The following is a 23089-nucleotide window of genomic DNA, read 5'->3' as shown; positions in this document are numbered from 1 at the left end:
CGGTTATTTAAAGAAAAAGAGGCTTAATTGCCTCTTTTTCTTTTTGCTAACCAATTTTTAACAAACGGAACCGCTTTATTCAGTATAAAAGGAAGTGCCGTTGATACTATAGTTCCGTAAGGAATAGCGGAACTATAGGTTCCTATTAAATCACTTACAATGTTTTGTGGTGTAAAACTCTCTTTAGTTTTTTTAACACCATAAACCAATTTTTGATAACTGATTTCTTTTTCAATTTTTAAGATTTCCAGTTCCCTTTCTATCTGAGCATAAGAAGAATATTTTTTAGTTTCCATAATTTTAGTCGTTAAAAAATATTTCTGAAAATCTTTCCATCATTGGTCCTTCAACGATTTTATCTTTAATTAAAAATAAAAAAGCCGTTGCAATAAGATAAACACCCCCGATAATTAAAAATCCCAACGGATAACTATCTAAAGAATTTCCTATTGCCAAAGCTGCAGCTACGGAACAAAATAATAAAACCATACTAAAACACAAAAAAATCAATGTGAACTTAAGAATCATGGTAGTAGATTTCATTGCTACTTTAAAACCCCACAATTTATAATAAGCCTTATTGCTTTTTAAATATTCTTGGATTTGTTCCTGAATATCCTCAGTATTTTCTTTTAATTCTTCAAAAGCCATAATTTATTTATTTTTAATATCAATTAGAAAGTAACCAATATTATTTTTGAAGTTTAGCGTTTTGTTCTTTCAATTCAGCCAATTTTGTTTCTAAAAAAGAAATCACGTCTTCTGCTTTATGACTCACATTTGAAATCAAATCTTCATACGTTTCTTGTAGATCGTATTTTTTGTCACAAGAAAATGTGCTTTTCAATTCATCCGATGCATTTTCGAATTTATGTTTTAAATCTCTTTTGGCATCATCGTAACCATCTTTAAATTTTTCTCTTGTTCTTGTACCTTTATCTGGCGCAAACAAAATCCCAATTCCAGCTCCAATGGCCGCACCAGTTAATAGAGCCAATAATGTATTTCCTGCGTTATTCGACATGATATTCCATTTTTGATTGTTAATTACTAAAATTACTAATTTTATTAACATATCGCTGTTAACAAGCAGTTAATTTATTTTAAACAAGGCTAAAAAACGAAATAAAACACGCTAGTAAAACAAATCTTTAACAAGTATATTAGAACTAGTAAAACTTAAAAAAATGCTTTAAATCCAGTTTATTTAAGTTGTTTTTAATTAGTAAATATTATAGTAAATTAAATTTTAATATCAATTTACTATAATAAGAAAAGCGCCTTATAAAAGACGCTTTTAATCATTAAAATCTATACTATAAATTTAGTCCTAAAATTTTAGTCCATTTAATAATTCTAAAACTTTTTCGTTTTTTTCATTCTTCTTTAATTCTGAAAGCTGTGTTTCGAAAAGACTAAAATTATTCAAATCATTTTGTAAATTTTGAATCGCTAAAATTCTCACGGCAGCCATTTGACTTTTTAATGACATCGTGTATAATTTTGTCAAAGATTCTTCTTCAATATCTTTTACATGTACTTTATCTGAATGATGTAAAATCAAATTAGAAAACAACAACGAGTTATTATCATTCTTAATATTTTTGACAATAGTCTGAATAATTAAACTGTAGTTATCAATACTTTTTATGTTATCAACAATGTTGTTTAGAATCAAATTCGCATTCTTTTCGTCTTTTTCCTTTACATATTTATTGATTTCTTTTTGGGTGTTCATCAATAAATTTTCTTCTTTTTTACCTTTCTCTTCCCAAGCATCCTTCAATCCAACGGTTTTATTAAAGACAATTTTACCTTCAACTGTATCTTTATCAACATTGAAATAACCCAAACGTTGAAACTGGAATTTTTCATCTGATTGTACCGTTGCCAAACTTGGTTCTACAAATCCTTTTACAATTTGTAACGAACTTGGATTCATAAATTCTAAGAAATTTTTCTCCTTATGACTGTCTGGTGCTTCATCAATAAACAAACGATCGTACAAACGAACTTCAGCTTCTAAAGCATGTTGTATGGAAACCCAATGCAAGGTTCCGGCCACTTTTCTTTGGCTGGCTTCACTCCCACTTCCGCTTCGACTGTCTTCATCATAAGTCACGTGAATTTCAGTAATAGTTCCTGCAGCATCTTTTACAACACGTTCTCCTTTAATAATATAAGCATTTTTTAAACGTACTTCTCTACCTAAACTCAAACGAAAAAATTTGGCTGGTGCTTCTTCTAAAAAGTCTTCTCTTTCAATGTATAATTCTCTTGAAAAAGGAACTTTTCTAAATCCTGCACTTTCATCTTCTTGATTATTTTCCGCTTCTAGCCATTCTTCTTTATCTTCAGGATAATTCGTAATCACCAATTTTATTGGATCTAAAACTGCCATAACTCTTGGGGCAGTTTTGTTTAAATCTTCACGTAAACAAAATTCCAAAAGTGAAAAATCAATTATATTTTCTCTTTTGGCAACACCAATTATATCACAAAACTTACGAATTGAAGCAGCTGTATATCCTCTTCTTCTCAATCCTGAAATCGTTGGCATTCTAGGATCATCCCAACCATTTACTATATTTTCCTGAACCAATTGCAACAGTTTTCGCTTGCTCATTACCGTGTAATTCAAGTTCAAACGAGCAAATTCATATTGATGTGGTCTTACTTTTGATTCATCATAAATCTGATCTAAAAACCAATCGTATAATTCTCGGTGCATGACAAATTCAAGTGTACAAATAGAATGCGAAATTTGCTCTATATAATCACTTTCTCCATGTGCATAATCATACATTGGATAAATATTCCAATCATTCCCTGTTCTGTGATGATGACGGTGTAAAATACGATACATCAACGGATCACGCATCAGCATGTTTTTTGAAGTCATATCAATTTTGGCACGTAAAACATGACTTCCTTCCGGGAAATCACCATTTTTCATTCCTTCGAATAAAGTAAGATTTTCTTCAATGGAACGGTTTCTGTAAGGTCCATCAACTCCGGGTTGTGTTGGCGTTCCTTTTTGAATCGCCATGTCTTCAGAAGATTGACTGTCTATATACGCTTTACCGTTTTTAATCATGGCAAACGCCCATTCGTATAACTGCTGAAAATAATCAGAAGAGTATAATTCTTCGGTCCAATTAAAACCCAACCATTTCAAATCTTCTTTGATAGCATCTACATATTCCTGCTCTTCTTTGGCTGGATTAGTATCATCAAAACGCAAATTAACTGGCGCATTGTACTTTAATCCTAAACCAAAATTTAAGCAAATAGATTTGGCGTGACCAATGTGTAAATACCCATTGGGCTCCGGCGGAAAACGAAAACGTAATTTATCTTGTGGAAAACCATTGGATAAACTGTCTTCAATGATTTGTTCTATAAAATGGAGTGATTTTTCTTCGGTTGACATTTTTTTGTTTAATTTTAGCAAAGATAAATAAATGGTTTAAAGTTTACTGTTTAAAGTTACCAGAGATAGCTTTAAACCTAAAAAACTTTGAACAAAAAATTAAAAAATGGGATTTATAAAACTAAAAAATATCAGAACCTACTCCTATCATGGTTGTTTGATTGAAGAAGGAAAAATTGGTTCTGATTATTCAGTTAATTTAAAAGTTAAAACAGATTTGCGACAATCATCAATTACAGATAACTTGGTTGATACAGTTGATTATGTGTTGTTAAACCAAATTGTGGTTGAAGAAATGGCTATAAGAGCCAACTTATTAGAACATGTTGCACAACGTATCATTGCCAGGATTATGAAAGAAGTTCCAGCCATTTCAAGAGTTATTCTGGGTGTTTCAAAATTAAATCCTCCTATTGGTGGTGACGTTGAAGCGGTTACAATTGAAATGGAAGAATATAGAAGTTAAATTAAAAATGTTTCAAAGGGTTTAATAAATATTTTTTAAACTTTTTAAACTTTAAACTTTTAAACTTTAAACTTTTTAGTTACTTTTGCCATCCGTTCAACTACGGCGTCGTGGCCGAGCGGCTAGGCTGGGCTCTGCAAAAGCTCCTACTCCGGTTCGAATCCGGACGATGCCTCTAAAACCTTCAAAGCAATTTGGAGGTTTTTTTTATGGTAAATTTTTAGAAAAAATTAAATAAACATAAGTTCGAATCCGGACGAAAAGATGAAACCTTCAAAGCAATCTGGAGGTTTTTTTATGTCAAATTTAAAAAAAAAATTAAGTAAAGTTATGGTTCGAATCCGGACAATGCGACTAAAATATTAAAGGAAACTTGAAGGTTTTTTTATGGCTAATTTTAATATAAATATCTCAATTGTAAACCATTAATATATTTATAAAATTGAGTTTTAATACTAATCAGCAATGTTACCTAGGGGTAAAAAATAGCACACAGATTATACAGATTAAACGGATTGGCACAGATTCTTTGTAGGTATTATTACGAAAAAGCATAATATTTATTGATGAAACTTAAATGAACTTATATTCCTTAAATGGTTTGGAATTTTCAACATATAAGGAATATAAGAAATGCTAAATTTAGTTTGAATCCGTACCGAAACTTCGGGAGATGCAGCTAAAACCTTCAAGGAAAATGGAGGTTTTTTTTATGGCTAATTTAAAAAAAAATTAAGTAAAGTTATGGTTCGAATCCGGACAATGCGACTAAAATATTAAAGGAAACTTGAAGGTTTTTTTATGGCTAATTTTAATATAAATATCTCAATTGTAAACCATTAATATATTTATAAAATTGAGTTTTAATACTAATCAGCAATGTTACCTAGGGGTAAAAAATAGCACACAGATTATACAGATTAAACGGATTGGCACAGATTCTTTGTAGGTATTATTACGAAAAAGCATAATATTTATTGATGAAACTTAAATTCCTTAAATGGTTTGGAATTTTCAACATATAAAATATAACTTCATTTAAGAAATGCTGTAATTACTAAATTTGTTACAAAAAAAGTCTAAATCTGAATATTTCTATCGAATTTAGACTTTTTTATTTTTGAAAGAAAAACGTTTTTACCTATTTATCAATCTTTTCAAACGCTTTTTTAACCATTGCTTTCTCTTCTGGGAACCAACCTTGAGTTATTAAAACCATCCCAAAAACCATCATTACAATACTGATTCCTTTTTTAATTTTAAGAATGTTTACAGGTGTTAGTTTTGTTTTTAATTGTTTGGCTAATAATATTTTAATACAATCTATAAGTAAATAAGAAACCACTACTGATGTAAAAAAAGTTATCATTCTGGAGGTTTGCATTTCTAGTTTTGGTCCTACTGAAATAATAATGGCCAACCAAAAACCAAGAACGCCTATATTGATAATGTTTAACAAAAACCCTTTTATAAAAAGGCTTAAATAGTTTTTTTTGACTATTTCCCTGTCAATAATATCTGTATTTATTTTTTCTTCTTTTTTTAATTGTATAAAGGAAATTATACCATAAACCAACATCAATACACCTCCAAAAATAAAAAGTGCCGGTTGATCTTTTAAACTTTGAATCAACCTGTAGCTTCCTAAATAAGCAATTCCAATAAAAACAATATCTCCTGAAACTACTCCTAAATCAAATACTAAAGCAGCTCTAAATCCTTTTATAATACTTGTTTCCAGTAAAATAAAAAAAACAGGACCAATCATAAAACTCAAAAAAATTCCCCAAGGAATACCAGATAAAATATCGTTTATCATTAAAATTTAAAATTTATCAGAATAGAAATGCAAAACTATTATTTTTCTAAGATTGTTCCACCAATAAAAACTTCTTTATTAATCTGTTTTGGTTTACCGTAAATAAAAATAGAGCCTCCTGCTTTCACTTTTGCATCAACCAATGTAGTAGCATAAATTTCAGATTTTCCTCCTGCAGAAACACTTATTGTTGTTTGTGAAGTAAGTAAATCAGATGCTTTCAAAATTCCACCAGAAGTAATAACAACATCTTGATTTGTGGCTTTTCCAGAAACATCAATTATTCAGCCTGCACTAGCTTTTACATTCACTTTATCAACATCAATTTCAATGTTAATCTCTGCTCCTGATTTTGCATTCAAATCCAATATTGTTTGTTTAAAATCAGTTTCACTTGATACATAACTTCCCTCGCTTGCACTGATACTTTCAATATTTTTAAAATATAATTTTATTGTGATAGCATCACCTGATAACAATTGTGGAAATGGCATTCTAATTTTCAGTTCACCATTTTTATTTACCGTTTCTACTTCATCTGCTCTGTCTCCTGTTATAACTATTTTATTTTCTGAAGCTGGAATTAATTTTACATTGATTTTATCAAATACTTTTACTTCATCAAAATCTCCTAAGTTTCTGCTTACCTGAGCATTTGTAATTTGAGTTAACAATACAAAGGCAATAATCACTAATTTTTTCATTTTTTTTATTTAATTGGTTCTTCAATTCTTCTTAAAAAATTAAAATCCAGTTGTTTTTTAACTAAATCGGCATTTTTTACTTTAACGTAAATTTCATCTCCTAATTGTAATAATTTACCAGAAATTGCGCCGGTTAGTGCATATTGTTTTTCGTCAAAGGTGTAATAATCGTCTTTTATATCACGAATTCTACACATTCCTTCACATTTATTTTCGATAATTTCTACATAAATTCCCCATTCTGTCACGCCAGAAATTACTCCTAAAAATTCCTGATCCCGATGATCTTGCATGTATTTTACCTGCATGTATTTGATAGAATCGCGTTCTGCATTGGTTGCTAAACCTTCCATTGTGGAAGAATGCAAACATTTTGTTTCATACGTTTCTTCATCAACAGATTTTCCTCCGTCCAAATAATGCTGTAATAATCGATGCACCATTACATCCGGATAACGACGAATTGGTGATGTAAAATGCGAATAATAATCAAAAGCCAAACCATAATGTCCTATGTTATCCGTAGAATATTTGGCTTTACTCATACTTCTAATCGCAAGCGTATCAATTAAATTTTGTTCTTTTTTACCATTTACTTCTTCCATCAAAGCATTCAATGATTTTGAAATATCACCTTTGTTTCTAAAATCAATTTTGTAACCAAATTTGGCAATCACCGTTTGCATGGCAATTAATTTATCTTCGTTTGGTTCATCATGAATTCTGTAAATGAAGGTTTTCTTTTGTTTTCCAATGTATTCTGCTACTTTTTTATTGGCCAAAAGCATGAATTCTTCAATCAGATGATTCGCATCTTTGGAAACTTTAAAATAAACACCTTGAGGTTCACCGGCTTCATCTAAATTGAATTTCACTTCTACTTTATCAAAAGAAATGGCTCCATCGGCCATTCTTCTTTTTCTGAAAATTTTAGCTAATTCGTCCATTTTTAGCGTCGCAGCAACAATTGCTGATGAAACTTGATACGAACTTCCAGTTATTGAAATTTCTTCGGGAATAACGTCGTCCTTCGTTTCTATGATATACTGCGCTTCTTCGTACGAGAATCGTTGATCCGAATAAATTACAGTTCTACCAAACCATTGATTGACTACTTGAGATTTTTCAGTGATTTCGAATATTGCCGAAAACGTATATTTTTCTTCATTTGGACGCAATGAACAAGCAAAATTTGATAATACTTCCGGTAACATTGGCACTACTCTATCCACTAAATAAACGGATGTAGCTCTTTGATACGCTTCATCATCCAGGATAGTTCCTTCTTCAAGATAATACGAAACATCGGCAATGTGAATACCAATTTCGTAATTACCATTCTCTAATTTTTTAAATGATAAGGCATCATCAAAATCTTTGGCATCTTTTGGATCAATAGTAAAAGTCAACGTATCGCGCATGTCACGACGTTTGGCAATTTCACTTGCTTCGATCGATGTATCTATCTTTTGGGCATAAGTTTCTACTTCTATAGGAAATTCAGCCGGCAAGCCATATTCAGCAAGAATAGCGTGAATTTCGGTATCATGTTCTCCTGGTTTTCCTAATACTTTGATTACTTTTCCAAAAGGACTATCGGCTCTATCCGGCCAATCTTCGATATGAACTAAAACCACATCGCCTTGCTCCGCTTCTCCTATTTTATCTTTTGGAATAAAAATATCCGTGTACATTTTTGGATTGGCAGTAGAAACAAAAGAGAAATTTTTCTGGATATCAATAACACCCACAAAGTCCGTTTTATTTCTTTCAATCACTTCAATCACTTCACCTTCAGGTCTTTTCCCTTTTCTTCTATTGTAAACATAAACTTTTACAATATCTTTATCTAAAGCGTGATTTAAATTATTGGTGGGAATGAAAACATCTTCTTCTAAATCTGGACAAACAAAATAAGCTGTTTTACGACCTGTCATATCAATCTTACCTTCGTAATAGTCTTTGCTTACCGCTTTTACTAGATACTTTCCAGGTTCTGATTCTATAATTTTATCTTGAGAGGCAAGAATCTTCAAATCTTTTATAATTTGATTTCTGCTTTGGGTATCATCGAGTTCCAGCTTTGCTCCTATTTGTTTATAATTGAATGCTTTATTAGCACTTTGTGACAATATTTTTAATATTTTATCAGAGAAATCTTTCTCTTTTTTGATCGGCTTTCTTAATCTTTTACTCATACTTCTTTTCTTATTGCGCATAAAATTACGAAATAGTTAATCGTTATCAATAAACGGTTAGCAGTTTTAAAGAAAATATAACTTTACAGAATAGTTGTATCTTTATAAAAACAATTAAAATGGAAGATTTTCAAACCATTGCTATTTTTAATTACTCGCATGAAATTGTTGTTCTGAAACATATTTTAGACCAGGAGGGAATTTCTTATTTTTTTGAAAATGAAATGACTTTATCCGTTGCCCCTTTTTATTCGAATGCTTTAGGCGGAATTAAGTTAAAAGTACATCCAAACGATTTTGAAAAGGTTCAGGAAATTTTAGATCATTTGAATAACAATCTAACCATCGTATAATTCAATTTTAAATTTTTATTTTTTCAAAGTTGTCAACATATATTTAAATAAACAAAAAGAAAAATTAAATTTAAATTCTTTCTTGGTTGTTATTATAGTGTGTTAATAGTCGCAATAAATTTATTTTAAAAGGTATTGAAATGAAGTTTAAAGTTGTTATACCGACTTATCAACAATGTTATTTTAAGGTAAAGGATTAGTTTTAAAGTGTTTTCTGATTTTAATTAACAATGGTTAATAATTCAAATCGAATTGATTTTGTAAATAACTACTTTTTGAGTTTTTGTTAATAAACTGTTTTTTTATAATGATAACTATTCTAAAAATTCACCAAACAATATTTGGATTTCTAATGTGGGTTTTGGATTACTTATTTTTAAGTTAGAACCAAAAAAAACTTCTAATATTCTATCCAAAGTTATGAACATGTTTTGTTAATTTAAAGTTAACTGAATATCAAGCGATTGCGTTTTGCTATTAACAATGTAAAAAATTAACATTTTAAATATAAAATATACATTGATTAACAGCTATTTATAGATTTATTAAAATTGTTGATAACCGCTAATCAAATAGCAATCTGATAGTTATAATCGCTATCATTTACTTTAATTACAAGGACTTATTTGAATTGAATTATACCATTAAAGAAAGCGAAATTTAAATTCGACAAAACTAGATTTCTTTATTTAAATTTGCACCACACAACTTAATACATACAAGATGAAAATCTCCATAGGAAACGATCACGCAGGACCAGATTACAAAAAAGCAATTGTTGAAATGCTTAAAGCAAAAGGACATGAGGTAACTAATTACGGAACAGATTCAGCAGATAGTGTTGATTACCCAGATTTTGGTCACCCTGTTGCTACTGATGTTGCTGAGGGAAAAGCTGATTTTGGAATTGTTATTTGCGGAAGCGGAAACGGAATTTCTATGACAGTGAATAAACAGTCTAAAGTTCGCGCTGCTTTATGTTGGATGAAAGAAATTGCGGTTTTGGCGCGTCAACATAATGATGCGAATATTATTAGTATTCCCGCTCGTTTTACTTCAATTCCACAAGCAGTAGAAATGGTAGAAGCGTTTTTAAATACCGAATTTGAAGGTGGAAGACATCAAACAAGAGTAGATAAAATTTCTTGTTAGACTCTTTTTATTGACTGAATTTACATTAATTCAGTCAGTGTATTGACTGAATTTACATTAATTTAGTCAGTATACTGACTGAATTACTATTTTTTGATTATATTTGGTTTAGGTTTTTAAATCAAATAGAATGGAAAATTATTTAAAAAGAGTGCTATTTCAAGATTTTGGTAAAAAAGTACTTCCTAACAAAGTATTGATTTTACTGGGTGCTCGTCGTGTTGGAAAAACAGAATTATTAAAAAATTATCTTCAAACTATTCCGGATGGAAGTTATTTGCAACTGAATGGAGAAGATATCAATGATGCAAATTTACTCAAAGAACGTTCCGTAGCGAATTACAAGCGATTATTACTCAATATTGATTTACTGGTTATAGACGAAGCCCAAACGATTCCTGATATTGGTTTGATTCTAAAATTAATTGTGGATTCTATTGATGGAATCAAAATCATTGCGACAGGTTCCTCTATTTTTGATTTAAACAACAATCTTGGCGAACCATTAGTGGGACGAAAAAACACGTTGTATCTTTTTCCATTGGCACAAATGGAATATTCCCAATACGAAAATTACAAACAAACTACTGAAAAATTAGAAGAAAGATTACTTTTTGGAAGTTATCCGGAACTAATTCAATATTCAGATTGGGAGGATAAAAAAGAGTATTTGTATGAAATCATCAATTCGTATTTATTGAAAGATATTTTAGTTTTTGAAGGAATAAAACACGCCGATAAAATATATGATTTGCTGCGTTTGATAGCCTATCAATTAGGAAAAGAAGTATCGCTACAGGAATTAGCAAATCAATTACAAATGTCTAAAAATACAGTGGCGAACTATTTAGATTTGCTTTCTAAAGTGTTTATTATCTTTAAAGTAGAAGGATTTAGCAGAAATCTTCGAAAAGAAATTGTGAAATCCAGTCGTTGGTATTTTTATGATAATGGCATTAGAAACGGCATTATCAATAATTTCAATCGATTGGATTCCAGAACAGATGTGGGCGATTTATGGGAAAATTACTTGGCAGTAGAACGCGTTAAAAAACAAAACTATTTAAGAATAAAAACGAATAATTATTTCTGGCGCACTTATGATCAGCAAGAACTAGATTGGCTTGAAGAAAAGGGAGAAGAACTGGCGGGATTTGAGTTTAAGTGGAATGAAACCAAAAAAGTTAAAATTCCTGCCGCTTTCGCCAAAGCCTATCCAGATGCTACTTTTGAAGTAATTAACAAGAGTAATTATTTAGATTTTATCACATAGAAATACACAATAAAAACTTGGAGTATACCAATTAAAAAAAACTTCCATAAAAAAGACATTTTTGATGTTTTATGTCGGAAAACAAGCATCGCTAGTCCAGAACCAATTGTTCCGCCGATTACAGTCGTAAGCAATAAATTACGTTCTGAAATGCGTCTTTTATTTTTTATTGCTAGTAGCTTGTCATAGGCAGTAACTAAAAAAGTAAGGCAGTTTAGGATTATGAAAAAGTAGAATAAAATAGACATTTGCACAGAAATTTGAGCCAAAGATATTCTATATTAACTTATAAAAAACTAAACAAGTAAATAATGCGAGATTTTACGATAATCTCGCATTATTTAGTAAATTAGCAAAAAATACTTTATGATAGAGTCACCTCCAACATTTAAATATGATGAAAAAACATTTGCGTTATATACTCAGTTACGTGATAATGGAGAGTTAAAGGAAATAAATGATGCGTACTTATATTGGGATAAAATAAAATATAGAGCAAAAATTGCAACTCCTTTAGAGTACTGGAGTGCAATAAAGGCGTCTAGAACTATTAATGCTCAAATAATTCATTTTGGTAATACTACTTTTCAGTTTGTAACTACTGATTATGTACAGCAACTAGTGCATTATTGTGATTTGAATATTGGTGGAAATCTTGGGAGTAATATTGGTATAGCCGAGACCGATAAAACTAAGTTCATGATAAGCTCTATTATGGAAGAGGCTATTTCGAGTAGTCAAATGGAAGGCGCTAACACGACCCGAAAAAAGGCTAAAGAAATGATTCAGAAAGAACTGAAACCTAAAAGCAAATCAGAACAAATGATTATGAACAATTTTGTTACAATGAAATATATTGTACAAAATAAAACAGATGATTTAACTCCAGAAAAGTTACTTTATATCCATAATCTTATTTCGAATGAAACTTTAGATAATAAGCTTGAAGAAGGAGTTTTTAGAGATAATGACGAAATTTATGTAGTAAATTATTCTAATAGTGAAGTTGTTCATACACCCCCCAATCATCTGGAAATTGAAGGTCTGATAAATGAATTAGCAGATTTTTTTAATAATGAACAAAAAGTATTTATACACCCAATTATTAAAGGAATTATTATACATTTTATGATTGGTTGGATTCATCCCTTTACAGATGGTAATGGTCGAACTGCAAGAGCTCTTTTTTATTGGTATATGCTAAAAAATGGATATTGGTTAACCGAATATCTTACGATTTCAACGATTATTAAGGATACTAAAAATCAATATGAAAAGGCATTTTTATACACCGAAATAGATCAAAATGATATGACTTATTTTATTACCTATCATTTAAAAACAATGGAAAAGGCGTTCATTGGATTAAAGGAATACATTGGTAGAAAACAAAAAGAGGTAATTCAAGCTGCAAAGTTTATTAAGATTCCAAATGTAAACGATAGACAAGCACAAATATTAAAAATTTTAAGTGAAGATCCAGATAGAGTGTTAAGCAGTAAAGAAATCGAAAATAGATTTAGTATTTCAAATTTTACTGCTAGAGCAGATTTGAATAATTTAGAAAGTTTAGGTTTTTTAGAAAAAATACAAGTAAACAAAATAAAACACAATTTCATTCGGTCTAAAAATTTTAACCAAATAGTAAAATCATATAAGTTGTAAATAATGCGAGATTATCGCAAAATCTCGAGTTATTTACTAAATAAAAACTAAAATGACCAACATACAATTTATAGCCAAGTCCGTTGCCACTGCAGCGATAAACATTCAAAATACTGTTCAATTATTACAAGAAGATTGTACGATTCCGTTTATTTCCCGGTATCGAAAAGATACAACAGGAAATCTCGATGAAGTACAAATAGAACAAATTGCAAAGCTTCAAAAAGAATACGAAGTGATTGTAAAACGTAAAGAAGCAATTTTGAAATCCATTACCGAACAAAATGCACTTTCGCCGGAATTAGAGAAAAAAATCCAACAAAGTTTTGATTTACAGGAACTCGAAGATTTTTATTTACCATATAAAAAGAAGAAAAAAACTAAAGCTGATGTCGCTCGTGAAAACGGATTAGAGCCTTTAGCCAAAATCATCATGGCACAAAATAATGATGCTATCGATTTTATTTCTTCTAAATATTTGAATGAAAATGTGATTAATGAAGATGCTGCTTTACAAGGTGCCAGAGACATTGTTGCCGAATGGATTAATGAAAATATTTATGTTCGAAAGCAACTCCGAAGATTGTACGAACGCAAAGCAATCATTACCACCAAAGTAGTAAAAACTAAAAAAGACGAAGAAGCGGCACAGAAATTCAATCAATATTTTGAATGGTCAGAACCGTTGACTAAAGCGCCATCCCATCGATTATTAGCGATGCTTCGTGCCGAAAACGAAGGTTTTATCAAGTTTAAAGTAGAAGTTGATATTGATGAAGCGTATGATATTATTGATACATTAATCCTAAAAAGCCAAAATAGCACAACACCTCATGTACAATTAGCCATCGAAGACAGTTACAAACGATTGTTGAATCCTGCAATTTCAAATGAAGCTTTGCAAGAGGCAAAAGCTAAGGCTGATGCCAATTCTATTCAGGTTTTTGCGAATAATTTGGGACAGTTATTATTAGCACGGCCTTTGGGTGAAAAACGAATTTTGGCAATTGATCCGGGATTTAGAAGTGGCTGTAAAATTGTTTGTCTGGATGAAAAAGGCGATTTGTTGAACAATGAAACCATTTATCCGCATGCGCCCCAAAAAGAGGAAGCGATGGCGATGAAAAAAATTCGTTCGATGGTGAATTCGTATAAAATTGATGCGATTTCCATAGGAAACGGAACAGCTTCCCGAGAAACGGAATTCTTTATCAAGAAAATAGCGTTTGATAAACCAGTGCAGGTTTTTATCGTTTCTGAGGCTGGCGCATCCGTGTATTCCGCATCCAAAATCGCGAGAGAGGAGTTCCCTGATTATGATGTCACGGTTCGAGGTTCGGTTTCTATCGGGCGACGATTAAGTGATCCATTGGCTGAATTGGTGAAAATTGACCCGAAAGCGATTGGCGTAGGCCAGTACCAACACGATGTAGATCAAAATAAGTTAAAAGAAGAATTGGATAATACAGTGATTCGTTGCGTGAATTCCGTAGGGATAAATATCAACACGGCGAGTAAACACTTGTTGAGTTATGTGAGTGGAATAGGAGAGAAGCTAGCCGAAAATATAGTTCAATATCGTTCCGAAAACGGTCCTTTTACAGATCGAAAACAACTTAAAAAAGTACCAAGGTTAGGCGAAAAAGCCTACCAACAAGGTGTGGCTTTTATCCGGATTTCGAATGCTAAAAATCCGTTGGACAATTCAGCCGTTCATCCCGAATCGTACGGAATTGTTGAGAAAATGGCAAAAGATTTGAAATTGTCTGTTCATGATTTGATTGCCAATAAAGAAAAAACCGCGTTAATAAAACCAGAAAATTACATTACTCCAGAAATAGGTTTATTGGGATTGAAAGACATTATTAAAGAACTCGAAAAACCGGGATTAGATCCAAGAAAATCAGCCAAAGTATTTGAATTTGACCCCAATGTAAAAACGATAAAAGATGTAAAATCAGGGATGGTTTTGCCTGGAATTGTGAACAATATCACCAATTTTGGTTGTTTTGTTGATATTGGAGTGAAAGAAAGCGGCCTGGTTCATATCTCGCAACTCAAAGCAGGTTTTGTAAGTGATGTGAATGAAGTGGTAAAATTACACCAACATGTTCAAGTTAAAGTCACGGAAGTGGATGAGGATAGAAAACGCATTCAGTTGAGTATGATTTTGTAATATTCAGTTAAAATAAAAATCCAAATCCCATAAGTATACTTATAGAATTTGGATTTTTTATTTGAATTTTATAAAAGAGATTACTCTTTAGTTTCTTCTTTTTTATCAGCTGGCTGATTGTCTTTGGCTGCGTTTTTGAATTCTTTGATTCCACTTCCTAAACCTTTCATTAATTCTGGAATTTTTTTACCTCCAAAAAGTAATAAAACAACCGCCAATATAATAAGGATTTCTGTAACACCTAATCTTCCCATGATTGAATAATTTATTGCCGTAGCAAATTTGTAATAAATCTAATTACAAAGGTATATAGAATAACTTAATAGGAACTCATTTTAATATATTTATTTGGTTTCAAAAGCGTTAAAAATTTATTAAAAATAAATTTAGGTTAAGAATAGTGGCACAAAAGCAAGTGAATGCAATTAATGACAATAATTGTTATATTTGTTGAATAATAAAAAAGCATGTCCAAAAAACGACTTAAACGGCGCAAAATCAAAGAAAATCTCTTCAATAAAAGACGTTTAATAATTTTAAACGAGGATACTTTTGAGGAAACGTTTTCTTTAAAACTTACTTTGATGAATGTCTTTGTATTTGCTTCTTTGAGTACAATAATTATTATAACTATTACTACTTTTATTATTGCTTTTACCCCTTTACGCGAATTTATTCCGGGATATTCTTCTTCTAAACTTAAAAGAGATGCAACTCAATTGGCTTTAAAAGCAGATTCCTTGTCATTAGCTTTAAAGAAAAATGAAGACTATATTAAATCCATTCAAAAAGTATTAACAGGAGAATTAGAATATGCAAAATTCAATAAAGATTCCATTCTTGAATCTACTGAAGGAGTTCAGCCTCCAATGAATTTATCTACTTCAAAAGAGGAATTAGAATTAAGAGAACAAGTTGCGAAAGAAGAAAAAAATTCCCTCCCAGCCTCCCCGAAGGAAAGGAGTAGAAAATCAAAACAGTAAAAATCAGTTTTTCAGTTTACAACAAAAAATTCGTGCCTTTGCGTCTTCGCGGCAAAAAATCATTAAATCACCAGTAAGAAATGTCAATAAAATCAGTCGCTGCAAAACTATTTGCACTTAAAATTTATAAAAAAACTCAGGCTTGGGCCAATAATCCTGTGGAAACCCAAAAGAAGGTTTTACAAAAATTAATCAAAGAGGCTAAGGAAACTCAATTTGGTATTGATCATCATTTTGATACTATAAAATCAAGTACCGATTTTGCGAATCAGGTCCCGGTTCGGGATTATGAAGCGTTAAAACCATATGTTGATAAGGTGGTAAAAGGCGCCGAAAATATTCTTTGGAAAGGGAAACCGTTGTATTTTGCCAAAACATCGGGAACAACATCTGGCGCTAAATATATTCCGTTGACCAAGGAATCGATGCCTTTTCATATAGAAGCGGCGCGAAATGCGATTCTGCATTATATTCATGAAACGGGGAAAGCGGATTTTATTGACGGAAAAATGATTTTCCTGCAAGGAAGTCCAATTCTGGAAGAAAAGTACGGGATTAAGTTGGGTAGATTATCCGGAATTGTGGCTCATTTTGTTCCAAAATATTTGCAAAAAAACCGCATGCCTTCTTGGGAAACGAATTGTATTGAAGATTGGGAAACCAAAGTAAATGCAATTGTCGAAGAAACGTTTAATGAAAATATGACGGTGATTTCAGGAATTCCTTCTTGGGTGCAAATGTATTTTGAAAAATTACAGCAAAAGGGAGGGAAGCCAGTAGGAGACATCTTCAAAAACTTCAATTTGTTTATTTACGGTGGCGTAAATTATGAACCGTATAGGGCCAAATTTGAAAATTTGATTGGTCGAAAAGTAGATAGCATTGAGTTATTTCCTGCTTCGGAAGGATTTTTTGCATACCAAGATTCACAAAAAGAACGCGGCATGTTACTGCTTTTGAACTCCGGAATTTTCTATGAATTTATAAAATCAGACGAATTCTACAATGAAAAACCAAGACGTTATACCATTGGCGAAGTAGCATTAAACATAAATTATGTTTTAATTATTTCTACCAATGCAGGACTTTGGGGCTATAATATTGGAGATACGGTTCAGTTTACGTCATTGAAACCGTATCGTGTGATTGTGTCAGGAAGAATCAAACACTATATTTCGGCTTTTGGAGAACACGTCATTGGAAAAGAAGTGGAAAGCGCTTTACAGGAAGCGATAATTGGAACTACTATTCGAATAAATGAATTTACCGTTGCGCCACAAATCACACCAACGGAAGGATTACCGTATCACGAATGGTTCATAGAATTCGAGAACGAACCGGAAGACTGCTTATCTTTTGCGGAAGCGATAGATAATGCCATGAGAAAGCAAAACGTATATTACGACGATTTGATTGTGGGACATGTATTGCGAAAAGTTGTGATTACGAAAGTGACCAAAAACGGTTTTCAGGAGTATATGAAATCGATAGGCAAGCTTGGTGGACAAAATAAAATTCCTAGACTTTCTAATGACAGAGCCATTGTGGATTTATTAAACAAAAAATAAAAGGGTTACATTTGAGTTTTAGAAAATAGAATAAATGAAAGATACTAAACATATATCACGCTCCAGAGCACAAGAATCATCAGCAGCCATTGAAAAAATGTACATTACGATGCGCCATTTGTTCAATAGAGGATTTTATAAACCAATGGGAGTTTCCGGGGATACTTTGAGAGAAGCTTTATTGGCTTTACGCCCTGAAATTTATGGTAATATTGGTGAGGAAAAAGTGGAATTGAACGGTCTTTTATACGTTATTGAGCGTTTACCGGTAGGAATTGAAGAATGTAGATTCATTAATTTAACTTCGGATGAAGGGTATTCTAAATCCCATTTTCAAGCGATTGTTCCGCCAAAAAGGCGTCGTAATTGTTATCGAATTGACGAGGAACAAATGAATGTGGAGATTACGCGTGGACGGTCGGATATTTATGATATTTTGACGCATTTGACCTTTATTTTCATCGAATCCCATAAAATAAGAAACAGAGTTTTGCTTGATGATGCAGGTGAAGTTTCGCGTGATTGGTTCAAACTGGAACAGGCAGTTTCGCAAAATAAAAAATTGACTCTTGTAGAAAAAGAGAAAGCGATTTCACATGCTTCAAACATTCTGGGAAGAACATTTGAGGAAGTTTTAGATATATATGATGCCTTTGGGTCGGTAACTTCGCCAGATCGTTTCTTGCATGTTATATTTTGGTTGGGGAAATTAGCGATGGAAGAAGTGGTCGAGAATAATAAAAGAACCATAACGTTTAGCCCTATTTTGAGAGAACGTTTGGGACATCATATTCATGGCGAAATTTGGGCTACCAATATCAAGGAGGTCTTGAAAGAAAATCAACTTTTAGATCGTCCAATTCATGTGATTAGTGCCAATATGCATAGTGTGATGAACTCTATTTTTGCGACACCAGCTTTAAAAAAGAAGTTTAAGGACAAGCCAGATTTCTTTATATATGAAGAATTAAGTAGATCTGGTGCTTATGATGTTCGCAATCAAGTGGAAGATGTTGCCTTGAAATACGGAATGATTTCGTTGCCGGATACTTCAGGAACTAATATTGACGTACAAATTTTTGATACAGCCAAGATTGATTGGGCAAAAACATCGTTTCCAAAAGCAAATACAGGAAATAAAAAACCAGTGTTAATTGTTATGGATTATGCTTTTGGCGAACAAGCGTATGAAACAATAGATGAATTATTAAAACCTTATAAAAAAGAGACATTATTGAATGTCGAATCAGTTTCCATCATGGGAAAAGCGGGAATCCTGGAAGGCGGAAAAGGGGACATTATGATTCCGAATGCACACATCAATGAGGGAACAGCAGACAATTATTTTTTCCATAATGAATTATCGGCGGAGATGTTTGAAGGGAACGAAATTGCGGTTTTTGCCGGACCAATGGTTACCGTACTTGGAACATCACTGCAAAACAGAGATTTATTGAAGTTTTTCCATGAATCAACCTGGAGTGTTATTGGTTTAGAAATGGAAGGCTCTTATTATCAAAAAGCAATTCAATCCGCATCAAAAATCAGAAAAAGCGTTCCTTTGGATATCAAAGTGAGATATGCGTATTATGCTTCGGATAATCCATTGGAAACCGGAAGTACATTAGCTTCTGGAGGACTGGGAACAACAGGAGTAAAACCTACTTATTTGATTACCATTAAGATATTGGAACAAATTTTCAACGTAAAATAAAAGAATAGCATGAATAAAAATGACCCCAATAACCAAGAGGATCAGGAGATTGATTTAACACAAATTTCTAAAAAGATAAGAAGTTTTTTTGAAGGCATTAATACAATGATATTCAAATGTATTCAGTTTTTTGTAAAAAATGCAATTGTAATTTCAATTTTGGTATTGGTTGGAGTAGGTTTGGGAATATTTTTAGACCAAACGCAAAAAACCTATAATCATCAAATTATAGCTACTCCAAATTTTGGAAGCACCGATTATTTATATTCAAAGATTGATTTGATTGAATCTAAAATCAAGGAGGGAGACACCGTTTTTCTCAAAGAAATTGTAGGGATAAAAAAGCCTAAAGAAATAATAAAAATAGAAATTAAGCCCATAACGGATGTTTATAAATTCATTGAAAACAAGACAGAGAACTTTGAATTAATCAAGTTGATGGCAGAGGGTGGAGATATAAAAAAAATCCTCGAAGATAATTTGACAAGTAAAAATTACACCTTACATACGATTACTTTCAAAACCCAAAAAATAACAAACGATGCCGAAACCGTTCAACCTATTTTAATTTATCTAAACGAAACGGATTACTATAAAAAAGTCCAAAAAGAAACGGTAAATAATATTCAAATAAAAATGATTCAAAATGACACTATTATTTCACAAATAAATGGTGTTTTGAATGGATTTTCCAGTATGGTAAATGGCGCTCAAAAAAGTGATAAATTGGTTTATTATAATGAGAACACGCAGCTAAATGATGTTATTAAGACGAAAGAGACTTTGATTAATGAACAAGGAATTCATAGAGTAGAATTAGTTGGATTAGATAAAATTATAAAAGACAACAGTGCAACATTAAATATTGAAAATACGAACTCAGTCAAAGGAAAGTTAAAATTGGTTTTACCAGTTTTGTTTTTGTTTTTATTTATTTTAATATACTTATTTATAGCTTATTATAAAAGTCAAATAAAAAAATTAAAATTGATATAATTATTTTTAACCTTGTTTTAAAACTAAATACAACCAAATAGAGTTTTAATTAATCAGCCAATATAATTTCCTAAAATTTTGAAAAAAATTAGTGTGGGTTTCAATAAAATAAAAAAAAATCCATTTGTTTCGCAGAGTTTAAAAACGATGTTTTTAAGAATTATAGGCGTAGTTACTCTTTTTGGATTTTCATTGTTTCTAACGCATAATTACGACCCAAAAATTATTGGTCAATTTGACTTTATAAGAATGGTTTTATTGGTTTTAAGCAGTATTTGCGTTCTCGGCACTGATCAATCCATATTATATTTCACAGGCATTTTAAAAAGCACAAATGAAACAGAAAAATTAAAGGCGATTTATAAAAAAATTGTAGTGCTTATTTTTTTAATGTGTTTACTGGTATTGCTTATTTTTTTTGTCATTGGTCAAAATAGTATTAATTTATTTTTTAATGATAAAAGCACTTATTTTTTGATGGCTAAAGCAATTATTGCGTTGTTTTTCTATTCAATAACTTTATTTAATACAGAAACAATTCGAGCATTAGACAAAATTTATATTGCTGAATTATTTAGAAATACGTTTAAGTATGTTTCTGTTATTTTTGGTGCGATTGTTTTGTTTTATTATCACCAGGAAACCTATTTGGTAGATGCTTTTTTGATAGGATTTGTTGCGCTTTCGATTATAACAACGATTATTATTTTTCGACTTTTTAAAAAACAAAAAGGTGATTCAATACTATCAAATGACACGAATCCTTTTTCGTACTCCTTTATTGCTCACAAATCATATCCAATGGCTATAAGTAATTTAGCTGTTTTCTTGATGATGACTTTCGATGTAGTGTTTTTGAAAAAATTTAAAGGAGATGAAACGGTAGCCTATTATGCTATTGCAATGAAGTTAGTTTCTATTTTGTTTATGATTAATAATTCGGTGTATATTTCTGTTTCTTTAAAAATCGCACAACTTTACACAGACAATAATAAAAAAGAACTATTAAACACGTTGAAACAAAGTGCCAGAATGATTGTTTTACTAACAGTACCGGTTGTTTTATTTGTTTGTTTGTTTTCCGAAAATATTTTATATTTCTTTGGAGAAAATTATACACAAAGCAAACAAGCACTTTTGATATTAATGGTGGGTCAATTGTTTACTTCTTTTTTTGGAGTATCAGCTATATATTTGAATATGACGGGAAGACAAAGTACTTTCCAAATCGTTTTAATTTTTGCTGTATTAGTCAACTTAATTCTAAATATTATATTAATCCCGGTGTATTCTATGACTGGAGCAGCAATTGCTTTTGTTTCAAGTTTACTTTTTTGGAATATAGTTACAGCAATAATTGTTTATAAAAAAGATAAATTATTAATTGTATTTCATTAAAATAAGAAGGAGAAATAACACCCATTTTAATATAATTATTCACGGATAAAATAAGGTTTTTCTATAAAAAGCATTGATGAAAACACTAATAAAAAAAAACAAAGCGGTATTTATAGGGTTGTTTTTTTGCAATTTAATCATAGCCTTTTTGACGCCTTATATTTTACCGGAAAGATATTTTAACGATACTGTAATAATAGTATTTGACAAAGGCAAAGAAATAGGCTGGTTTGGCAGTTATCCTTTTGCGATTATGTTTTATAAACTTACGGGTTTACGACATCTTCCTTTTTTTGTTATTGCCCTAATTCAATTTCCTATAGTAACCTACATCTTATATAAAATTGGAGTGCCTTCAAACTTCCATAAGTTAAATGTAAAGAATGGTCTAGTGTATGTTGCTCTTCTTCTCACAGGGATATATATGTCTATGCCTACTAAGGAATTTATAACTTTTTTAATGTTTTGTACAATTCCTTTTATATTCCAATCCAATAAAAAGCCAAGATTTAAAATCATTTTTTCACTTATTTTAATTGCTAGTTTTTCATTTTTCAGGCCCTATTATATATTGCTGCCAATATTTGCAATAGGAATGTATGTATTGTCATTTATCAAATTTGAGAACAAAACATTTTCTACTATTTTTTATGGATTACTGATTGCCATTTTTTTATCACTGAGTCATGGAGTTGTAAGGGGAGAGTATATTTCTAAACTAACAAGGGAGAATTATGTCATTAATAATATCAATAAAAACAATATAAATACGGCAATAGTATCGCCAATATCACAAGACACCTGGTATGGTGAAGCATTTGGTATTGTCTATGGTTTTATGGCAGTAAATGTGCCTATAGTTGAAGCAATTAAACATATTTTATCTCCTCAAGTATTGGCTTTTGTAATCTGGCAATTATTGATTTTTTATATTTTATTTGTTCGGTTTTCACGATGTTTAAAAAACAGAAAACAATATCAATTTGAGTTGTGGACCTTATTAATTTTGTTTGCTTATTTTATAGTTCAAGGTATATTTGAACCCGATTTAGGCACTTCCATTAGACATAAAATAGGCCTTTTCCCTTTAATATATTTTGCATTGTATTATGAACATTTCAGAAAAGACATTCAACAAAGTATTTAATTTATTTTTATTTTTAATTGCGATTACTTTAATTTTCAGAAAAC

Annotated in this window: 20 protein-coding genes, 1 tRNA gene and 1 pseudogene; 13 read left to right on the top strand and 9 right to left on the bottom strand. The window is 31.0% G+C overall.

Annotated elements, in window-relative coordinates; all coding sequences use genetic code 11:
* Positions 1-23: 23 nt before the first annotated feature.
* From ACM55F_RS05965 to ACM55F_RS05950, 4 genes are all read right to left on the bottom strand, one after another.
* Complete coding sequence (locus ACM55F_RS05965; RefSeq protein ID WP_416852845.1) at positions 24-296, bottom strand: DUF6327 family protein; 273 nt, start codon at positions 294-296, stop codon at positions 24-26.
* 4 nt (positions 297-300) lie between these two features.
* Entirely contained in the window at positions 301-651 is a 351-nt protein-coding gene (locus ACM55F_RS05960; protein WP_416852843.1) for a phage holin family protein, read from the bottom strand.
* Between the two features lie 40 nt (positions 652-691).
* The gene (locus ACM55F_RS05955) at positions 692-1024 is read right to left on the bottom strand and encodes a YtxH domain-containing protein (RefSeq protein WP_416852842.1); all 333 of its coding nucleotides are present in this window, start codon (positions 1022-1024) and stop codon (positions 692-694) included.
* Positions 1025-1330: 306 nt separating this feature from the next.
* Positions 1331-3433 carry a glutamine--tRNA ligase/YqeY domain fusion protein gene (locus tag ACM55F_RS05950; protein WP_416852841.1) on the bottom strand — a complete coding sequence of 701 codons (2103 nt, stop codon included), beginning with the start codon at positions 3431-3433 and terminating at the stop codon, positions 1331-1333.
* Positions 3434-3539: 106 nt separating this feature from the next.
* Here ACM55F_RS05950 and folB point away from each other — a divergent pair, with 106 nt between their 5' ends.
* Together folB and ACM55F_RS05940 are read left to right on the top strand one after the other, a co-directional pair.
* Positions 3540-3899, top strand: a complete 360-nt coding sequence (gene folB / locus ACM55F_RS05945) for a dihydroneopterin aldolase (RefSeq protein WP_416852840.1) — start codon at positions 3540-3542, stop codon at positions 3897-3899.
* A 104-nt stretch (positions 3900-4003) separates the two neighbouring features.
* Positions 4004-4074: transfer RNA gene (locus ACM55F_RS05940), tRNA-Cys, on the top strand.
* 966 nt (positions 4075-5040) lie between these two features.
* Here the strand turns inward: ACM55F_RS05940 and ACM55F_RS05935 are convergent.
* The 3 genes and pseudogenes from ACM55F_RS05935 to rnr form a co-directional block, all read right to left on the bottom strand.
* The gene (locus tag ACM55F_RS05935; RefSeq protein WP_416852839.1) at positions 5041-5718 is read right to left on the bottom strand and encodes a LysE family translocator; all 678 of its coding nucleotides are present in this window, start codon (positions 5716-5718) and stop codon (positions 5041-5043) included.
* 38 nt (positions 5719-5756) lie between these two features.
* Positions 5757-6422 (bottom strand): annotated as a pseudogene (locus ACM55F_RS05930) (head GIN domain-containing protein).
* Positions 6423-6427: 5 nt separating this feature from the next.
* Positions 6428-8620: a ribonuclease R gene (gene rnr, locus ACM55F_RS05925; protein ID WP_416852838.1), complete on the bottom strand. Its 2193-nt coding sequence runs from the start codon at positions 8618-8620 to the stop codon at positions 6428-6430.
* Between the two features lie 119 nt (positions 8621-8739).
* Here rnr and ACM55F_RS05920 point away from each other — a divergent pair, with 119 nt between their 5' ends.
* From ACM55F_RS05920 to ACM55F_RS05910, 3 genes are all read left to right on the top strand, one after another.
* On the top strand, positions 8740-8973 hold the full coding sequence (locus ACM55F_RS05920; protein ID WP_416852837.1) for a DUF2007 domain-containing protein: 234 nt from the start codon (positions 8740-8742) through the stop codon (positions 8971-8973).
* Positions 8974-9696: 723 nt separating this feature from the next.
* On the top strand, positions 9697-10125 hold the full coding sequence (gene rpiB / locus ACM55F_RS05915; RefSeq protein WP_416852836.1) for a ribose 5-phosphate isomerase B: 429 nt from the start codon (positions 9697-9699) through the stop codon (positions 10123-10125).
* A gap of 130 nt (positions 10126-10255) precedes the next feature.
* Positions 10256-11398: an ATP-binding protein gene (locus ACM55F_RS05910; RefSeq protein ID WP_416852835.1), complete on the top strand. Its 1143-nt coding sequence runs from the start codon at positions 10256-10258 to the stop codon at positions 11396-11398.
* On the opposite strand, the gene ACM55F_RS05905 is transcribed toward ACM55F_RS05910, so the two are convergent.
* Entirely contained in the window at positions 11377-11646 is a 270-nt protein-coding gene (locus ACM55F_RS05905) for a DUF1294 domain-containing protein (RefSeq protein WP_416852834.1), read from the bottom strand. The two genes, ACM55F_RS05910 and ACM55F_RS05905, sit on opposite strands and share 22 nt — an antisense overlap.
* A gap of 118 nt (positions 11647-11764) precedes the next feature.
* On the opposite strand from ACM55F_RS05905, the gene ACM55F_RS05900 reads away from it, so the two are divergent.
* Complete coding sequence (locus ACM55F_RS05900; protein WP_416852833.1) at positions 11765-13063, top strand: Fic family protein; 1299 nt, start codon at positions 11765-11767, stop codon at positions 13061-13063.
* 52 nt (positions 13064-13115) lie between these two features.
* A complete protein-coding gene (locus ACM55F_RS05895; RefSeq protein ID WP_416852832.1) occupies positions 13116-15239 on the top strand; it encodes a Tex family protein in 2124 nt (707 codons plus the stop codon).
* 80 nt (positions 15240-15319) lie between these two features.
* On the opposite strand, the gene tatA is transcribed toward ACM55F_RS05895, so the two are convergent.
* Positions 15320-15493, bottom strand: a complete 174-nt coding sequence (tatA, locus tag ACM55F_RS05890) for a twin-arginine translocase TatA/TatE family subunit (RefSeq protein ID WP_416852831.1) — start codon at positions 15491-15493, stop codon at positions 15320-15322.
* Between the two features lie 330 nt (positions 15494-15823).
* Here tatA and ACM55F_RS05885 point away from each other — a divergent pair, with 330 nt between their 5' ends.
* The 6 genes from ACM55F_RS05885 to ACM55F_RS05860 all read left to right on the top strand — a co-directional run bounded on the left by ACM55F_RS05885 (position 15824) and on the right by ACM55F_RS05860 (position 23045).
* Positions 15824-16222 (top strand): peptidase, encoded by a 399-nt coding sequence (locus ACM55F_RS05885; RefSeq protein WP_416852830.1) that lies wholly within the window; start codon positions 15824-15826, stop codon positions 16220-16222.
* A gap of 80 nt (positions 16223-16302) precedes the next feature.
* Positions 16303-17790, top strand: coding sequence for a GH3 family acyl-acid amido synthetase (locus ACM55F_RS05880; protein ID WP_416852829.1), 1488 nt, complete (start codon positions 16303-16305; stop codon positions 17788-17790).
* A gap of 34 nt (positions 17791-17824) precedes the next feature.
* Positions 17825-19504 (top strand): DUF6909 family protein, encoded by a 1680-nt coding sequence (locus ACM55F_RS05875; protein ID WP_416852828.1) that lies wholly within the window; start codon positions 17825-17827, stop codon positions 19502-19504.
* Positions 19505-19513: 9 nt separating this feature from the next.
* Positions 19514-20500, top strand: coding sequence for a hypothetical protein (locus ACM55F_RS05870; protein WP_416852827.1), 987 nt, complete (start codon positions 19514-19516; stop codon positions 20498-20500).
* Between the two features lie 78 nt (positions 20501-20578).
* Positions 20579-21898 (top strand): MATE family efflux transporter, encoded by a 1320-nt coding sequence (locus ACM55F_RS05865; RefSeq protein WP_416852826.1) that lies wholly within the window; start codon positions 20579-20581, stop codon positions 21896-21898.
* Positions 21899-21974: 76 nt separating this feature from the next.
* Entirely contained in the window at positions 21975-23045 is a 1071-nt protein-coding gene (locus ACM55F_RS05860) for a hypothetical protein (RefSeq protein ID WP_416852825.1), read from the top strand.
* Positions 23046-23089 lie beyond the last annotated feature (44 nt).

The organism is Flavobacterium melibiosi, from assembly GCF_048158545.1.
Taxonomy (GTDB): domain Bacteria; phylum Bacteroidota; class Bacteroidia; order Flavobacteriales; family Flavobacteriaceae; genus Flavobacterium; species Flavobacterium melibiosi.
This window is presented reverse-complemented; position numbering and strand designations above follow the sequence as displayed.

What these genes read in the sequence shown, in the direction of transcription:
- ACM55F_RS05965 (WP_416852845.1), bottom strand. Translation starts at nt 296, where the DNA reads ATGGAAACTAAAAAATATTCTTCTTATGCTCAGATAGAAAGGGAACTG.
- rpiB (WP_416852836.1), top strand. Translation starts at nt 9,697, where the DNA reads ATGAAAATCTCCATAGGAAACGATCACGCAGGACCAGATTACAAAAAA.
- ACM55F_RS05895 (WP_416852832.1), top strand. Translation starts at nt 13,116, where the DNA reads ATGACCAACATACAATTTATAGCCAAGTCCGTTGCCACTGCAGCGATA.
- ACM55F_RS05885 (WP_416852830.1), top strand. Translation starts at nt 15,824, where the DNA reads ATGAATGTCTTTGTATTTGCTTCTTTGAGTACAATAATTATTATAACT.
- ACM55F_RS05955 (WP_416852842.1), bottom strand. Translation starts at nt 1,024, where the DNA reads ATGTCGAATAACGCAGGAAATACATTATTGGCTCTATTAACTGGTGCG.
- folB (WP_416852840.1), top strand. Translation starts at nt 3,540, where the DNA reads ATGGGATTTATAAAACTAAAAAATATCAGAACCTACTCCTATCATGGT.
- ACM55F_RS05900 (WP_416852833.1), top strand. Translation starts at nt 11,765, where the DNA reads ATGATAGAGTCACCTCCAACATTTAAATATGATGAAAAAACATTTGCG.
- rnr (WP_416852838.1), bottom strand. Translation starts at nt 8,620, where the DNA reads ATGAGTAAAAGATTAAGAAAGCCGATCAAAAAAGAGAAAGATTTCTCT.
- ACM55F_RS05870 (WP_416852827.1), top strand. Translation starts at nt 19,514, where the DNA reads ATGAATAAAAATGACCCCAATAACCAAGAGGATCAGGAGATTGATTTA.
- ACM55F_RS05960 (WP_416852843.1), bottom strand. Translation starts at nt 651, where the DNA reads ATGGCTTTTGAAGAATTAAAAGAAAATACTGAGGATATTCAGGAACAA.
- ACM55F_RS05950 (WP_416852841.1), bottom strand. Translation starts at nt 3,433, where the DNA reads ATGTCAACCGAAGAAAAATCACTCCATTTTATAGAACAAATCATTGAA.
- ACM55F_RS05875 (WP_416852828.1), top strand. Translation starts at nt 17,825, where the DNA reads ATGAAAGATACTAAACATATATCACGCTCCAGAGCACAAGAATCATCA.
- ACM55F_RS05905 (WP_416852834.1), bottom strand. Translation starts at nt 11,646, where the DNA reads ATGTCTATTTTATTCTACTTTTTCATAATCCTAAACTGCCTTACTTTT.
- tatA (WP_416852831.1), bottom strand. Translation starts at nt 15,493, where the DNA reads ATGGGAAGATTAGGTGTTACAGAAATCCTTATTATATTGGCGGTTGTT.
- ACM55F_RS05910 (WP_416852835.1), top strand. Translation starts at nt 10,256, where the DNA reads ATGGAAAATTATTTAAAAAGAGTGCTATTTCAAGATTTTGGTAAAAAA.
- ACM55F_RS05920 (WP_416852837.1), top strand. Translation starts at nt 8,740, where the DNA reads ATGGAAGATTTTCAAACCATTGCTATTTTTAATTACTCGCATGAAATT.
- ACM55F_RS05860 (WP_416852825.1), top strand. Translation starts at nt 21,975, where the DNA reads ATGAAAACACTAATAAAAAAAAACAAAGCGGTATTTATAGGGTTGTTT.
- ACM55F_RS05935 (WP_416852839.1), bottom strand. Translation starts at nt 5,718, where the DNA reads ATGATAAACGATATTTTATCTGGTATTCCTTGGGGAATTTTTTTGAGT.
- ACM55F_RS05880 (WP_416852829.1), top strand. Translation starts at nt 16,303, where the DNA reads ATGTCAATAAAATCAGTCGCTGCAAAACTATTTGCACTTAAAATTTAT.